The sequence below is a fragment of the Stenotrophomonas sp. genome, from assembly GCF_036662295.1.
Classification (GTDB): domain Bacteria; phylum Pseudomonadota; class Gammaproteobacteria; order Xanthomonadales; family Xanthomonadaceae; genus Stenotrophomonas.
This window is the reverse complement of the sequence record NZ_JAVWXA010000101.1, coordinates 1-14,067: the sequence shown is the minus strand read 5'-3', so window position 1 is coordinate 14,067 and position 14,067 is coordinate 1. Positions and strand designations below refer to the sequence as shown.

14 protein-coding genes are annotated in these 14,067 nt (G+C 69.4%); 8 read left to right on the top strand and 6 right to left on the bottom strand.

Annotated elements, in window-relative coordinates; translation table 11 throughout:
• The 6 genes from RSA25_RS15965 to RSA25_RS15940 all read right to left on the bottom strand — a co-directional run.
• Positions 1 to 1,987, bottom strand: a 1,987-nt coding sequence (locus tag RSA25_RS15965; protein WP_332809827.1) for a UvrD-helicase domain-containing protein, incomplete at its 3' end; no start/stop codon positions are given.
• A gap of 89 nt (positions 1,988 to 2,076) precedes the next feature.
• Positions 2,077 to 3,297 carry an MFS transporter gene (locus tag RSA25_RS15960; protein WP_332809826.1) on the bottom strand — a complete coding sequence of 407 codons (1,221 nt, stop codon included), beginning with the start codon at positions 3,295 to 3,297 and terminating at the stop codon, positions 2,077 to 2,079.
• Between the two features lie 150 nt (positions 3,298 to 3,447).
• Positions 3,448 to 3,663 carry a hypothetical protein gene (locus RSA25_RS15955; protein ID WP_332809825.1) on the bottom strand — a complete coding sequence of 72 codons (216 nt, stop codon included), beginning with the start codon at positions 3,661 to 3,663 and terminating at the stop codon, positions 3,448 to 3,450.
• Between the two features lie 67 nt (positions 3,664 to 3,730).
• A complete protein-coding gene (locus RSA25_RS15950) occupies positions 3,731 to 3,976 on the bottom strand; it encodes a DUF1653 domain-containing protein (RefSeq protein ID WP_332809824.1) in 246 nt (81 codons plus the stop codon).
• The gene (locus tag RSA25_RS15945; protein WP_332809823.1) at positions 3,973 to 4,341 is read right to left on the bottom strand and encodes a response regulator; all 369 of its coding nucleotides are present in this window, start codon (positions 4,339 to 4,341) and stop codon (positions 3,973 to 3,975) included. Before RSA25_RS15945 ends, RSA25_RS15950 begins: the two co-directional genes overlap by 4 nt.
• Positions 4,334 to 5,491: an ATP-binding protein gene (locus RSA25_RS15940; protein WP_332809822.1), complete on the bottom strand. Its 1,158-nt coding sequence runs from the start codon at positions 5,489 to 5,491 to the stop codon at positions 4,334 to 4,336. The genes RSA25_RS15945 and RSA25_RS15940 overlap by 8 nt, the downstream gene beginning before the upstream one ends.
• Positions 5,492 to 5,642: 151 nt before the next feature.
• Between RSA25_RS15940 and RSA25_RS15935 the strand changes: the two genes are divergently transcribed.
• From RSA25_RS15935 to RSA25_RS15900, 8 genes are all read left to right on the top strand, one after another.
• A complete protein-coding gene (locus RSA25_RS15935) occupies positions 5,643 to 8,750 on the top strand; it encodes a response regulator (RefSeq protein ID WP_332809821.1) in 3,108 nt (1,035 codons plus the stop codon).
• On the top strand, positions 8,723 to 9,571 hold the full coding sequence (locus RSA25_RS15930) for a CheR family methyltransferase (RefSeq protein ID WP_332809820.1): 849 nt from the start codon (positions 8,723 to 8,725) through the stop codon (positions 9,569 to 9,571). The genes RSA25_RS15935 and RSA25_RS15930 overlap by 28 nt, the downstream gene beginning before the upstream one ends.
• Positions 9,571 to 10,155 carry a chemotaxis protein CheB gene (locus tag RSA25_RS15925; RefSeq protein ID WP_332809819.1) on the top strand — a complete coding sequence of 195 codons (585 nt, stop codon included), beginning with the start codon at positions 9,571 to 9,573 and terminating at the stop codon, positions 10,153 to 10,155. Before RSA25_RS15930 ends, RSA25_RS15925 begins: the two co-directional genes overlap by 1 nt.
• A complete protein-coding gene (locus tag RSA25_RS15920; RefSeq protein ID WP_332809818.1) occupies positions 10,152 to 11,267 on the top strand; it encodes a HAMP domain-containing sensor histidine kinase in 1,116 nt (371 codons plus the stop codon). The genes RSA25_RS15925 and RSA25_RS15920 overlap by 4 nt, the downstream gene beginning before the upstream one ends.
• Before the next feature lie 91 nt (positions 11,268 to 11,358).
• On the top strand, positions 11,359 to 11,814 hold the full coding sequence (gene mntR, locus RSA25_RS15915) for a manganese-binding transcriptional regulator MntR (protein ID WP_332809817.1): 456 nt from the start codon (positions 11,359 to 11,361) through the stop codon (positions 11,812 to 11,814).
• Entirely contained in the window at positions 11,807 to 12,331 is a 525-nt protein-coding gene (gene tadA, locus RSA25_RS15910) for a tRNA adenosine(34) deaminase TadA (protein ID WP_332809816.1), read from the top strand. Before mntR ends, tadA begins: the two co-directional genes overlap by 8 nt.
• A 104-nt stretch (positions 12,332 to 12,435) precedes the next feature.
• Entirely contained in the window at positions 12,436 to 13,008 is a 573-nt protein-coding gene (gene orn / locus RSA25_RS15905) for an oligoribonuclease (protein ID WP_332809815.1), read from the top strand.
• Between the two features lie 41 nt (positions 13,009 to 13,049).
• Entirely contained in the window at positions 13,050 to 13,919 is an 870-nt protein-coding gene (locus RSA25_RS15900; RefSeq protein WP_332809814.1) for an EcsC family protein, read from the top strand.
• The last annotated feature ends 148 nt before the right edge of the window (positions 13,920 to 14,067 follow it).

The window sequence follows — 14,067 nt, the reverse complement described above, 5'->3', positions numbered from 1 at the left end:
GGAAGGTCTGCTCCAGCCGCAGCACCTGGGCATCGCCGAAATAGTCCGCGAAACCGGTCATCACCGAGACATCGGCCCCGGCGAAGCGATTGATCGACTGCCAGTCATCGCCCACCGCGAACAGGTGGCGGCCCGGGGCCTGCACCAGCGCCCGGCACAAGCGCGCGCGGGCCCGCGACGCATCCTGGAATTCATCGGCCATCACCAGCTCGAACGGGGGCACGTAGCGGCCCAGCTCGATGTGCTCGGCGGCCTGGTTGAGCATGTCCTCGAAATCGATCGCGTGCTCGGCCGCCAGCGCCTGGTCCCAGGCCTGCAGGATCGGGGTGAGCAGCTGCAGGAACAGCCGATGGCGATGCTTGAAGCGGTCCTCGGGCATCGCGCGCAGGCGCGCGGCCATGTCCGCCACCGACAAGCCGTTGCTCTTGGCGTGGCTGATGAAGGTGCGCACCAGCGCGATCAGTTCGGCATCGGGCATGGGCTGGGCGACGCCGTCGGCCAGCTCACGGTCCGGATTGGGGTCCAGCACCACGCCTCGCCGTGACAATGCCTGCTCCAGTACCTCGAACAGCACCCCGCTGCGCAGCTGCGCGGCGGTGGTGTGCAGTGGATCGGCCCCGCGTGCACCGGCAGGCGGCGGCAGCGGCGTGCCGCTGGTATCGCCCTGGGCCTGGTGCGTATGCCACAGCCCGATGCCCGGGTAATGGAACGCCGGCGACGCGGCGTGGACGGTATCGGTGGCCGCGTCGAAGGTGGTGGTCGCCTCGTGCTGATACGCCACGCCGCTGTAGAACAGCCAGTCGGCGATCACGCAGGCCTCGATGCCGTGCACGCGCTCGCCGTTGAGGGTGTGCAGGTAGTCCCTGCCGCTGGCATCCCAGCCGTCGGCGGGCGCGGCATCACCGGGCAACGGCAGGTCGCGCCCGAACACCAGGCGGAACATGTCCCACTGGGTGCGGAAGGCGTGCGAGCGGTCCTTGAGATCGTCGATCAGCTCGGCCAGCTTGTGGAAACCCAGCGTGGCATCCACCGCCCATGCCGGCACCTCGGGCAGCTGGCCGGTGGCCTTGCCGATGATCTGCCGGCCCAGGGCGTGGAAGGTGAGGGCCTGTACGTGTACGCCGTGCATCCCCAGCCGCTGCAGGGCCTGGTCGGCGCGCTGCTGCAGTTCGGTGGCGGCCTCGCGGTTGAAGGCGAGCATCACGATGCGCTCGGGGGCCACCAGCCCACGCTCGATCGCGTACACGGCCTTGGCCACCATGGTGGAGGTCTTGCCCGAGCCGGCGGCCGCCACCACCAGCACGTGGTCGTCGAAACACATCACCGCGCGGCGCTGCTCGGCGGTGAGCGGCTGGCGCTCCACGCCGTCGAGCAGGGCCTGGTGCTGTACCAGTTCCTGCTGCAGGTGGCCTTCGTTGCGGGCCGCCCACGCGGCGGGCCAATCCTGGCCGTAGCGCAGCAGCGCCGCTTCGATCCGTGACGGATCGCCATGCAGTTGCGCGCGCAGGTCGGGATCGTCGAACACCGCCCACAGCGCGTCTTCCTCCAGTGGCAGGGTGGGGCGCTGCTGCAGCAGTGCGTGCTGGCTGGCCTGGGTCAGCCAGCGTCCGTCGAGGTCGGCCTGGTGGGCGGCGTCATCGGCGCAGGCCAGCCAGCGGCCGATCGCCTCCAGGGCAGCGTCGGCGTCGAGCAGGCGCTGGTCCTGTGCACGCGCCTGCGCAAGACGATGCAGGGTGGCCTGCAGGGTGCGGGCCTGCGCATTGGGCAGGCCCGCCAGGCGCAACGCGTCGGGCTGGCCGGGGAACACCACCAGGCGGGTCCAGAACAGCCCGCGCTGCAGCTGCAACGAGGGCGGCGCGGTGATCGGTACCAGCAGCACCTGCTCGCCCAGCTGGAGCTCGAGCTGCGTGTCGACCAGGCGCAACTGCCAGTGTGGCGCGCGCGAGAAACGTCGACCCCAGGGCGAGGGGATCCAGTGGTGCGTCATCGGTACGTCCAGAAGGCGGTCCGCGCGGCGATGCGACGCGGAGGTGGGTCAGCCCTGCATGATAGGAAAAACCCGACGCCCGTGCCGCCTCAGGATTCGCAGGCGGCGCGGCGGTTGGCGCGCGACTGGCGATCCGCCAGTACAGCCACGCCCCAGAGCAGCAGGCCGCCCAGTGCGGTGGCCGCGCCGACATAGCCGGTGGTGGCCGGGCTGAAGCCGGCGCCGATGGCCATGCCGCCCAGCCACGGGCCGAGCGCGTTGGCGGTGTTGAAGGCGGCGTGGTTGGAGGCGGCGGCGAGGGTCTGCGCCTCGCCGGCCACGTCCATCAGCCGGGTCTGCAGCACCGCGGCCAGCGCGCCCATGGTGCCCACCGCGATGATCATCGGGAACAGGCTCCACACCGAGCGGGCGGCGAGCGGGTAGGCCAGCAGCATCACGATCGACCACACCAGCACGATCGCCGCGGCCCGGAAGTGGAAGCGGTCCACCAGCCAGCCGCCGGCCACGTTGCCGATGATCGCGCCGATGCCGAAGATGCCCACGGCCAGCGGCATCCACGACTCGGGCAGGCCGGTCACCTGGACCAGGGTGGGGGCCAGGTAGGTGAACACGCAGAACATGCCGGCAAAGCCCACCGAGCCGATCGCCAGGGCCAGCCACACCTGGGTGCGGTTGAAGGCGCGCAGCTCGCGCATCGGCGAGGTGCGGACCTCGTCCGGATCGGGCAGCAGGTAACGGGCGATCATCGCCACCGTGGAGATGGCCAGCACGCTGACCAGCGCAAAGGCGGTGCGCCAGCTCACCTGCTGGCCCAGCCAGGTGGTGAGCGGGTTGCCGACCAGGATCGCCACCGAGAGGCCCAGCAACACCTTGGACATGGCCGATCCGCGCTGCGCCGGCGGGCTGATGGCCGCGGCCACCAGCATGGCCACGCCGAAGTACGCGCCGTGCGGCAGGCCAGCCACGAAACGGGCCAGCAGCATGGTGCCGTAGTTGGGGGCCAGCGCGCTGGCGAGGTTGCCCACCGCATAGAAACTCATCAAGGCCAGCAGCAGGCTGCGGCGCGCGTAGCCGGCACCGGCGAAGGCCAGCACCGGGGCGCCGACCACCACGCCGATGGCGTAGGCGCTGATCAGGTGGCCCACCTGGGTTTCGCTGATGGACAGGCCACGGCTGATCTCCAGCATCAGGCCCATGCTGGCGAACTCACTGGTGCCGATGGCGAAGCCACCCAGCGACAGGGCCAGCAGGATGAACGTGCGTTCGCGCGGGGACAGGCGCGAGGCCAGGGGGGCGATGGAAGGGCGCATGCGACCAGGCGGGATCAAAGAGCTGGTCATTGTACTGCTGCGGCGCAACATCCGCCTGTGCCCGGCGGCTTGCCGGGCAGGACGCTGTGTCTGTCGAGGGTTCAGCGCGGTGTTTCGCCCGGCGGCGCAACCGCCGGGCCGCTCTCACCCTCAGGGGTAGCGGCGCGCCATCTCGATCGGCAGGGGGGCCGGGGCATCCAGCGGTTGGGCGTGCGGGCCGTGGGCCAGCAGGGCGTTGGTCTTCTTCTGCTCGGCGAGCAGTTCGCGCAGCAGGTCCTTGATGCCGAAGATCACGAACGGCACGACCAGCCACACCAGGCCCATCACGGCCGCGACGATGCCCACCAACAGACTTCCGGTTTCCATCATGTCCTGCGTCCTGCATTGGAGGCGGGCCTGGCCCGCGGTGCAGGGAGCGTAGCGATGATGGGCGTCAGTGACCACCCTGCATCGGCGCAAAGCGCGGGCGCATCACACCGTCCACCTCGACCTGCTCACAGAACATCGCATACGGGCGGACCCATACGCCGATGTCGCTGTCCAGCGGCCGGTACAGCACCAGCGGTTCGAACGTTTCACTGTGCCGCACCACGCCCAGCACCTCGTAGTTGCCGCCCTTGAAATGGCGGTAGTGCCCGCTGGCCAGTTCCGGCAACGGGGGCAGCGTGCGCGCGCTCAATGGGCCTCCGCCGGCGCCTGCAGCATCGCCACCAGCTGGCGCAGCCGGTAAGGCTTGGGCAGGAACTCCACGTGCGCCGGCAGCGGCGGCAACTGCGAGCGCGCATAGCCGGAGGCCAGGATCATCCGCGCGTGCGGCAACGTCTCGGCCACGTGCGCGCTGAGTTCCACCCCGCTCATGCCGTTGGGCATGCTGATGTCGCTGAATACCACGTCGAAACCACCCGGCTCCTGCAGCAGGCGCATCGCGGCCGGGCCGTCATCGGCGGTGTGGATCTCGATGCCGAAGTCCTGCAGGGCCTGCCCGATCAGCTCGCGCAGGTCCTGCTGGTCTTCGACCATCAAAACGCGAAGGGGCTCAGGCATGGTCGACTTCCTCTATGGCAGGTAACAACAAACGGACGGTGGTGCCGCGCCCGGGTGCGGTCTGTACATCGACAAAGCCGTCGCACTGGGACACGAAACCGAACACCTGGCTCAGGCCCAACCCGCTGCCCTTGCCGATTTCCTTGGTGGTGAAAAACGGTTCGCTGGCGCGCTCGGCGATGTCCGGTGGCATCCCCGCGCCTTCGTCGGTCACCGCGATGGCGACGTAGCGACGGTGGGTGGGGTGGGCCAGGTCGGGGGCCAGGCGTTGCTCCAGGCGCGCGGTGATGGTCACCGTGCCGCCCTGCGGCATGGCCTCGCAACCATTGAGCACCAGGTTGAGCACCGCGCTGTGCAACTGTACGCCATCGGTGGCGATCGGCGGTAGCGTGGCGGGCACGTCCAGGTGCAACTGCACGCGCGGCGGGCAGGCACGCTGCAGCGAGGGCAGGGCCTGGTCGAGCATCTGCGGCACGCCCACCGGTTCGCGCACCAGCGTCTGGTCTGCGGAGAAGGCGAGCAGCTGCCGGGTCAGCAGCGAACCACGATCGGCCGCGGCCTGCGCCAGCTCGACCAGGTCCAGCGTGCGCGCGTCGGCACCGGGCCGCAGCGCGATCAGGTCCAGCGCGTTGCCCACGGTGGTGAGCAGGTTGTTGAACTCGTGCGCCAGGCCCCGGGTGAGCCGGCCGACCCCTTCGAAGCGCTGCAGGTGCTGGCGCGCGCGCTGGGCATCCTGCAGCAGGCGCTGGGCCTGGTAGCGCTCGGTGATGTCCTGGGTGACCTTGACGAAGCCGACCAGCTGGCCCTGCTCGCGCACCGCCTCGATCACGATGCTGGCCCGGTACTGCTCGCCGTTGCGGCGGACCCGCCAGCCTTCGCCGACCAGCCGCCCCTGGCTGCGCGCGGCGTCCAGCGTCTGCTGCGGCAGGCCCAGGCGCTGGTCCTCGGCGCTGTAGAAGATCGACACGTGCTGGCCGATGGCCTCGGCGGCGGTGTAGCCGTTGACCCGCTCCCCGCCGCGGTTCCAGCTGCAGATGCGGCCCTGGGGGTCGAGCAGGTAGATGGCATGGTCGCAGACATGGTCGATCAACAGCTTCAACTGCCGGCTTTCATCGACGAGCGGCGCTACGCTGGATACGACCTCGGCCACGACGGTAATGCACTCCCCTATAAGGGGCCGAACCGTAGGAGCGTTGGTGTGAAGAAGGTGTAAAGAGAGGTCGATAGGGGCTGACTTATGACGGATAACGCTCGTTTTAGGGTTCAGGTACCATCGGCCCCCTTTTGAGCTGGATTTCCGCATGAATGCCGCGCCCACTGCTCGCGACCGCTGGATATGGGGAATCGCCATCGCCCTGATGGCGTTGACCCTCGGCCTGGAGATGGTGGTCCCGCTGGGCTATGCGGTCTGGCTGACCTACTTCATGGCGGTGGGCGTGACCCTGTTCCAGCGCCGCCTGGACGTGCCGCTGCTGGTGGCGCTGGGCTCGTGCGTGCTGTTGATGGTGGGCTACAACGTGGCGCCGTCGAGCAGCAACTCGGCGTTTTCCTTCGTCAACCGCAGCATCGGCGGGGTCTCGTTCCTGCTGATGGCGCTGACGGTGATGAAGGCCATCCAGTCGCGCCGCACCGCCGCCGACGCGCTGTGGCTGCAGGAGGGCGAGAACGCGGTGACCGTGAGCCTGCGCGGCGATCCCGAGCCGCAGGTGCTGGCCGATGCGGCCATGCGCGCCCTGTGTGCGCAGCTGGGTGCCGAGGTGGGCGCGCTGTACCGGTTGCAGGGCGACCGGCTGCTGCTGGTGGGCGGCGCGGCCTTGCCGGCGGCGCTGCCCGGCACGCTGCCGGCCACTGCCGGACAGTGGGGCGAGGTGTTGAGCCAGGGCAAGCCGCGCCGGCTGGAAGACGCCGAATCGCCGCTGGAGATCGAAACGCCGCTGGGCCGCAGCACGGTGCGCCAGCGCCTGCTCGGGCCGATCACCGCCGATGGCGCGGTGGTGGGCGTGGTCGAGCTGGGCCGCGCCGGGGTATCGCCGGCGCGCGCGCTGGAGCTGGACCTGCTGCTGCAGTGCGCCGAGCCGGTCGGGGTGGCGCTGCGCGCCGCGCTGATGCGCGCCCAGCTCGTTGAGCTGCTGGAAGAAACCCAGCGCCAGAGCGAAGAGCTGCAGACCCAGCAGGAAGAGCTGCGCGTGGCCAACGAGGAACTGGAGGAGCAGAGCCGCAGCCTGCTGCATTCCCAGGCCAACCTGGAGCAGCAGCAGGCCGAGCTGGAGCAGACCAACGTGCAGCTGGAAGAGCGCACCCACGAGCTGGAAGCCCGCCAGCAGGCGCTGCTGCTGGCGCAGTCCCAGCTGGTGCAGAACAGCAACGAGCTGGAGGCCAGCTCGCGCTACAAGTCCGAGTTCCTGGCCAACATGTCCCACGAACTGCGCACCCCGCTCAACAGCGCGCTGATCCTGGCCAAGCTGCTGGCCGACAACAAGGACGGCACGCTCACCGCCGAGCAGGTCAAGTACGCCCAGGCGATCCACTCCTCCAACAACGACCTGCTGGCGCTGATCAACGACATCCTGGACCTGTCGCGCATCGAAGCGGGCCATGTCGAGCTGGTGGAGGAAGACCTGGCCGTGGCCAGCGTGCTGCATCGCCTCAAGGAAACCTTCGAGCCGATGGCCGCGCAGAAGGGCCTGCAGCTGGAGATCGCCGCGCAGGCCGACGCGCCCACCCACCTGGTGGCCGACAGCCAGCGCCTGCAGCAGATCCTGAAGAACCTGCTGGCCAATGCGGTCAAGTTCACCGAACACGGCAGCGTCTCGCTGCAGGTGCGCCGCGCCGGGGCAGGGCGGGTGCAGTTCGTGGTCACCGATACCGGCATCGGCATCGCCGAAGAACAGACGGCGGTGATCTTCGAAGCCTTCCGCCAGGCCGATGGCAGCACCCGTCGCCGCTACGGCGGCACCGGGCTGGGCCTGTCGATCTCGCGCGACCTGGCCGTGCGCATGGGCGGCAGCATCGGCGTCTCCAGCGAACCGGGGCGGGGCAGCTGCTTCATCCTGGAACTGCCGTTGCTGGCCAGTGGGGGCGTGCAGCCGATGGCCAGCATGGCACCGGACGTGCGCCCGGCAACGCTGCCGGCCAGCCCGCCGGCGCCGCTGTTCAATGGCGGTCGCGCCCATGGCCAGGCGCCTGCGCCGGCCAGCGTGGAGCGGGTGGCCGATGATCGCGGCCAGCGCAGCCGCGCCGGTCGCATGATCCTGGTGGTGGAAGACGACGTGGCCTTTGCCAGCGCGCTGGTGGGCATGGCCCACGAGCTGGACTTCGACTGCGTGGTGGCCGGCACCGCCGAGGAAGCGTTGTCGCTGGCCAGCGAGCTGCGGCCCAACGGCATCCTGCTCGACATCGGCCTGCCCGATGTGTCCGGCCTGAGCGTGCTGGAGCGGCTCAAGCGCGACCCGGTCACCCGGCACATCCCGGTGCACGTGGTGTCCGGGCTGGAGCGGTCGCAGGTGGCGATGGAACTGGGCGCGATCGGCTATGTGATCAAGCCGGCCACGCGCGAGCGCCTGGTCGGGGCCATCCAGCAGCTGGAAGCCACCAGCCAGCGCGACGTGCGCCGCCTGCTGATCGTCGAGGACGACAGCGAACTGCGCACCAACCTGCAGCTGCTGCTGGGCCGTGACCAGCTGGAGATCACCGGGGTAGGCACCATCGCCGAGGCCATGGCCGCGCTGGCCACCTCCACCTTCGACTGCATGGTCACCGACCTGACCCTGCCTGACGGCACCGGCTACGACCTGCTCGAGCGCATGGCCGGCAACGAGGCGGTGGCCTTCCCGCCGGTGATCGTCTACACCGGGCGCGCGCTGACCCGCGATGAAGAGCAGCGCCTGCGCCGTTATTCCAAGAGCATCATCATCAAGGGCGCGCGCTCGCCCGAGCGCCTGCTCGACGAGGTGACCCTGTTCCTGCACAGCGTGGAGGCGTCGCTGCCCAGCGACCAGCAGCGCCTGCTGCGCGAGGCGCGCCGCCGTGACGCGGTGCTCGATGGCCGCATCGTGCTGCTGGCCGAGGACGACGTGCGCAACATCTTCGCCCTGTCCAGCGTGCTCGAGCCGCTGGGGGTGACGCTGGAGATCGCCCGCAACGGCCGCGAGGCGCTGGACAAGCTGCGTCCGGAAATCGACCTGGTGCTGATGGACATCATGATGCCGGAGATGGACGGGCTGACGGCCATGCGCGAGATCCGCAGCGATGCGCGCTGGCGCGACCTGCCGATCATCGCGCTGACCGCCAAGGCCATGCCCGACGACCGCGAGCATTGCCTGCAGGCCGGCGCCAACGACTACATCGCCAAGCCCATCGACGTGGACAAGCTGGTGTCGCTGTGCCGGGTCTGGTGCTCGCGTCGATGAACGACACCGAGCTGTTCGACCTGGAACTGCGGCTGCTGCTGGAGGCGGTGTACCAGCGTTACCACTACGATTTCCGTGACTATGCGATGGCCTCGCTGCGGCGACGCATGCGCCATGCCATGGCCCGCTTCGACTGCGCCACCATGGGCGAGCTGCAGCACCGGCTGCTGCACGAGCCGGAGACCTTCGCCCAGGCGATGCAGTACTTCACCGTGCAGGTGTCGGAGATGTTCCGCGACCCGGCCTATTTCCGGGTGCTGCGCGAGCACGCGATGCCGGTGCTGCGCACCTATCCCTCGATCAAGCTGTGGATCGCCGGCTGCAGCAGCGGCGAGGAAGTGTGGTCGCTGGCGATCCTGCTGCAGGAAGAGGGCCTGCTGGACCGCGCCATCATCTACGCCACCGACATCAACCCCGAGGCGCTGCAGGCGGCCGAATCCGGCGCCTTCGCGCTGGACCGCATCGCCCAGTTCAGTCGCAACTACCTGGCCGCCGGCGGCACCGGCTCGCTGTCGGACTACTACAGCAGCGGCTATGGCAGCGTGGTGTTCGACCGCCGCCTGAAGCGCAACATCGTGTTTGCCGACCACAGTCTGGCCACGGACATGGTGTTCTCCGAAGTGCACCTGGTCTCCTGCCGCAACGTGCTGATCTACTTCCAGCGCGCCTTGCAGGACCGCGCCATCGGCCTGTTCCACGAGGCGCTGGTGCACCGTGGCTTCCTTGGCCTGGGCAGCAAGGAATCGCTGCAGTTCGGCGAGCACGCCGGCGCCTTTGAAGCCTGCGCCCGCGAGCAGCGGCTGTACCGGAAAGTGGCCTGATGGATACCGCCACGCATCGACGGCACTTCGACCTGGTGGTCATCGGCGCCTCGGCCGGTGGCGTGTCGGCGTTGCAGGCCCTGTTGGCGGCGCTGCCGGCCGGGCTGGCGCTGCCGATCCTGGTGGTGCTGCACCTGCCGCGCGACCGCCCCAGCCGGATTGTCGACCTGCTCGACGTGCGCTGCCCGCTGCCGGTCCGCGAGGCCGAGGACAAGCAGCCGCTGCAGGACGGCACGGTCACCTTCGCCCCGCCCGATTACCACCTGCTGGTGGAAGACCGGCAGACGCTGGCGCTGTCCATCGACGCGCCGGTGCTGTTCTCGCGCCCGGCGATCGACCCGCTGTTCGAGAGTGCAGCCGAGGTGTTCGGCGCGGGCGTGCTGGCGATCCTGCTCACCGGTGCCAGCAGCGACGGCAGCCAGGGCGTGGCCGCGGTCCGCCAGGCCGGCGGCGAGGCCTGGATCCAGTCGCCCGATGATGCCTATTCCCCCTTGATGCCCGCCTCGGCACTGGCCCACGCCGGCGCCGATGCGGTGCTTCCGCTTTCTTCCTTGTGCACGCGCATGAAAAGGCTTGAACGATGAACCTGATCGACCCCGTGGGGGCGACCACCGATGAGTGCGTGAACCTGCTGATCGTCGACGACGTGCCGCAGAACCTGGTGGCCATGGAGGCGCTGCTGCGCCGCGACGGACTCAACATCCTGTGCGCGGCCTCCGGTGCCCAGGCGCTGGAACTGCTGCTGCAGCACGAGGTGGCGCTGGCGCTGCTGGACGTGCACATGCCCGAGATCGACGGCTTTTCGCTGGCCGAGCTGATGCGCGGTTCGCAGCGCAGCCGCGATGTGCCGATCATCTTCCTGACCGCCTCGCCCAACGATCCGGTGCGCGCCTTCAAGGGCTATGAGCGCGGGGCGGTGGATTTCCTGCACAAGCCGATCGAGCCGCAGGTCATCATGAGCAAGGTCAACGTCTTCATCGAGTTGTACCAGCAGAAGCAGCTGCTCAAGACCCGCAACCAGGCGCTGGAGCATGCGCTCAACCTCAACGAAACCATGATGGCCGTGCTCACCCACGACCTGCGCACCCCGCTGGCCTCGATCCTGCTGTGCGCCGACAAGCTGGCCCTGGACCTGCCGGGCGACCCGGCGGTGCAGCGCACCCTGGGGCACCTGGAAAACAGCGCCCAGCGCATGGCGCGGATGGTGGAGCAGCTGCTGGATTTCTCCAAGATCCGCAGCGGCGGACTGCGCCTGCACCGCGACGAGTGCGACGTGGGCGAGGTGGCCGCGGTGGTGGTGGCCGAGATCGGCCGGGCCCATCCGCAGGCGCGCATCGAGCTGCAGATGGACGGCGACACCTGCGTGCAGGGCGATCCGGACCGCCTGGCGCAATTGCTCTCCAACCTGATCGGCAACGCGGTGCTGCACGGTGGCGATGCGCCGGTGCAGGTGCAGCTGCGCGGGGCGCCCAACGGCCCGCTGCACCTGAGCGTGCGCAACGCGGGCCAGATCCCCGAGGCGCTGCTGCCGCGCCTGTTCGAGCCGTTCAAGGCCAGTTTCCATGACAGCCGCGGGCTGGGCCTGGGGCTGTTCATCGCCAGCGAGTTCGCGCGGGCCCACGGCGGCACGCTGGTGGCGCGCAACCTGGACGGCCACGTGGTGCTGGAGACCGCGCTGCAGCGCCGGGTGCGCTGACGCCGGCCGGCATTGGGCTGACGGCCGGCGCGGTGCGCTAAACTGGCGCCCTTGCGGCCCTTGCCATCGCTGGCCGCCCGCTGGAGCCGCCATGCCTTCTTCGCTGCGCAAGACCCCCCCGCTGATCGACGCCCAGGTCCACGTGGAGGGGTTCGTGCAGGTGCGCGAAGCGCGCCGCTCGGAGCTGGTGGAGGATTACGTGGAGCTGATCGCCGACCTGATCGCCGACGGCCGCGAAGCCCGCCAGGTGGATATCGCCACGCGGCTGGGCGTGGCCCAGCCGACGGTGGCCAAGGCGCTCAAGCGCCTGGTCAAGGAAGGCTGGGCGGTGCAGCGGCCGTATCGGGGCGTGTTCCTGACCCCGGCCGGCGAGGCGCTGGCGGTGGAGATGCGCGCCCGCCACCAGACCGTGGAGCGGTTCCTGCTGGCCCTCGGGGTGGACGCCGATTCGGCGCGACGCGACGCCGAAGGCATCGAACACCATGTGAGCGAGGCCACCCTGGCCGCCTTCGAGGCCTTCGTGCGCAAGGCCGACGGGCATGGTTGAGCGGCTGCCCGCACCGCCGCCGTTGGGCGTGCCGGTGCACGACCAGGACGAGCACTGGATGCGGCATGCGCTGGCCCTGGCCGCCCGCGCCGAGCTTGAGTTCAACGAGATCCCGGTCGGTGCGCTGCTGGTCGGCGCCGATGGCCGGTTGCTGGGCGAAGGCTGGAACCTCAACATCGCCGACCATGATCCCAGCGCGCATGCCGAGATCGTGGCGATGCGCCGGGCGGGCAGGGCGATCGCCAACCACCGGCTGATCGGCAGCACGCTGTATGTGACCCTGGAGCCGTGCGCGATGTGCGCCATGGCGATCGTGCACGCGCGGGTGGCGCGCCTGGTGTATGCGGCCAGCGACCCCAAGACCGGCGCCTGCGGCAGCGTGTTCGACCTGCTCGGCGATGCCCGCCACAACCATCGCGTGGAGACCCACGGGGGCGTGCTGGCCAAGGAGGCCGGCCTGCGCCTGACCAATTATTTCCGCGCCAAGCGGGGCAAGCCGCCGCTGCTGCTGGAGTAACCGCGCCCGCTTCGCGACGGGGTGGCGACACGATGGCGGTATCATGGACGCCCCACCACACCCCGGTTGGCGCACACGCGCCGGCCCTTGCACAAGGCGTAGACATGGCCGACAACGGCGCAGAAGGCGAACGACTGATCTGGATCGACCTGGAAATGACCGGTCTGGACACCGACAACGATGCGATCATCGAAATCGCCACCGTGGTCACCGATGCGCAGTTGAACGTGCTGGCCGAAGGGCCGGAATTTGCGATCCACCACCCGGTCGAGCGCCTGGAGGCGATGGACGAGTGGAACCGCAACCAGCATCGCCGCTCCGGCCTCTGGCAGCGCGTGGTCGACAGCCAGGTCACCCTCGGCCAGGCCGAGGCGCAGACGGTGAACTTCCTGTCGCAGTGGATCCAGGCCGGTGCCTCGCCGATGTGCGGCAACTCGATCTGCCAGGACCGGCGTTTCCTGCACCGGGAGATGCCGCGGCTGGAGAAGTACTTCCATTACCGCAACCTGGATGTGTCCACGATCAAGGAGCTGGCCAGGCGCTGGGCGCCGGGCGTGGCCGCCGGGGTCGGCAAGACCGCCAGCCATACCGCGCTGAGCGATGTGCACGACTCGATCCAGGAGCTGCGCCACTACCGCCAGTTCATGGGCGCGCTGTCGGGCCTGCCGGCGGCCTGAGCGCACACGCCGTTCAACTGCCTGGCGCTATGATCCGGGCCATGAACGCCATCGCCCGCACCACGCCACCCCCGCTGGACGCCCGGATCCTGCCTACCTCGCAGGACTGGGCCGACCTGCAGCGTGCCGTCACGCTGCTGGAGTCGCCGACGATCACCGCCAAGATGGCCAACCTGATCGGCTCGCCGCTGGAATTCGCGGTAAAGAAGCTGCCGAACGTGGTGTCCCGGCGCATCCACGGCGCGGTGGAGGCGGCATTGTTCAAGTCGGCCCAGGCCGCGCTGTGGAGCATGGAGAACACCCCGGGCAAGGCCGCCTCCACGCGCTGGCACAAGCTGGCCGCGGCCACCACCGGCGCGGTCGGCGGTGCGTTCGGCTTCACCTCGCTGTTCATCGAGCTGCCGGTGTCCACCACCATCATGATGCGCTCGGTGGCCGACGTGGCGCGCAGCGAAGGCTTCGACCTGCGCGAACTGAGCACCCGGCATGCCTGCCTGGAGGTGTTCGCCCTGGGCGGCAACGCCACCAGCGATGACGCCAGCGAAACCGGTTACTACGTCACCCGTGGCTTCACCGCCGAGGTCATGCGTCATCTTTCGGCCGAGCTGGCCGGCCGCGCGGCCGGCGGTGGCGGGGTGATGATCGGCCTGACCCCGAAGGAGGCCGGCAAGTGGCTGGCCAAGATCGTGGAGAAGGTCGCCGCGCGCTTTGGCGTGGTGATCACCGAGAAGTTCGCCGCGCAGGCGGTGCCCATCATCGGCGCGGTCACCGGCGCGACCCTCAACACCATGTTCACCGACTACTACCAGGACATGGCCCGCGGCCATTTCATCGTGCGCCGGCTGGAGCGCACCTACGGCTACGAAACCGTACGCGCGGCCTACGCGATGCTCGCCGACCAGGCGCGCTGATCGCGCCCCGATCGGCCATCACGTCACCCAGGGTGGTGCCACGCCATGCGTGGCAACGCACCCCATCCGCGATCACGGTGCCCGCACCAAAATCAGCCACGCATGTGAACTGACCCCACAAAGTTGGACAGTGGGATCTAGGTACCGA

What these genes read in the sequence shown, in the direction of transcription:
- RSA25_RS15920 (WP_332809818.1), top strand. Translation starts at nt 10,152, where the DNA reads ATGAACCTGATCGACCCCGTGGGGGCGACCACCGATGAGTGCGTGAAC.
- orn (WP_332809815.1), top strand. Translation starts at nt 12,436, where the DNA reads ATGGCCGACAACGGCGCAGAAGGCGAACGACTGATCTGGATCGACCTG.
- mntR (WP_332809817.1), top strand. Translation starts at nt 11,359, where the DNA reads ATGCCTTCTTCGCTGCGCAAGACCCCCCCGCTGATCGACGCCCAGGTC.
- RSA25_RS15955 (WP_332809825.1), bottom strand. Translation starts at nt 3,663, where the DNA reads ATGGAAACCGGAAGTCTGTTGGTGGGCATCGTCGCGGCCGTGATGGGC.
- RSA25_RS15900 (WP_332809814.1), top strand. Translation starts at nt 13,050, where the DNA reads ATGAACGCCATCGCCCGCACCACGCCACCCCCGCTGGACGCCCGGATC.
- RSA25_RS15925 (WP_332809819.1), top strand. Translation starts at nt 9,571, where the DNA reads ATGGATACCGCCACGCATCGACGGCACTTCGACCTGGTGGTCATCGGC.
- RSA25_RS15945 (WP_332809823.1), bottom strand. Translation starts at nt 4,341, where the DNA reads ATGCCTGAGCCCCTTCGCGTTTTGATGGTCGAAGACCAGCAGGACCTG.
- RSA25_RS15960 (WP_332809826.1), bottom strand. Translation starts at nt 3,297, where the DNA reads ATGCGCCCTTCCATCGCCCCCCTGGCCTCGCGCCTGTCCCCGCGCGAA.
- tadA (WP_332809816.1), top strand. Translation starts at nt 11,807, where the DNA reads ATGGTTGAGCGGCTGCCCGCACCGCCGCCGTTGGGCGTGCCGGTGCAC.
- RSA25_RS15935 (WP_332809821.1), top strand. Translation starts at nt 5,643, where the DNA reads ATGAATGCCGCGCCCACTGCTCGCGACCGCTGGATATGGGGAATCGCC.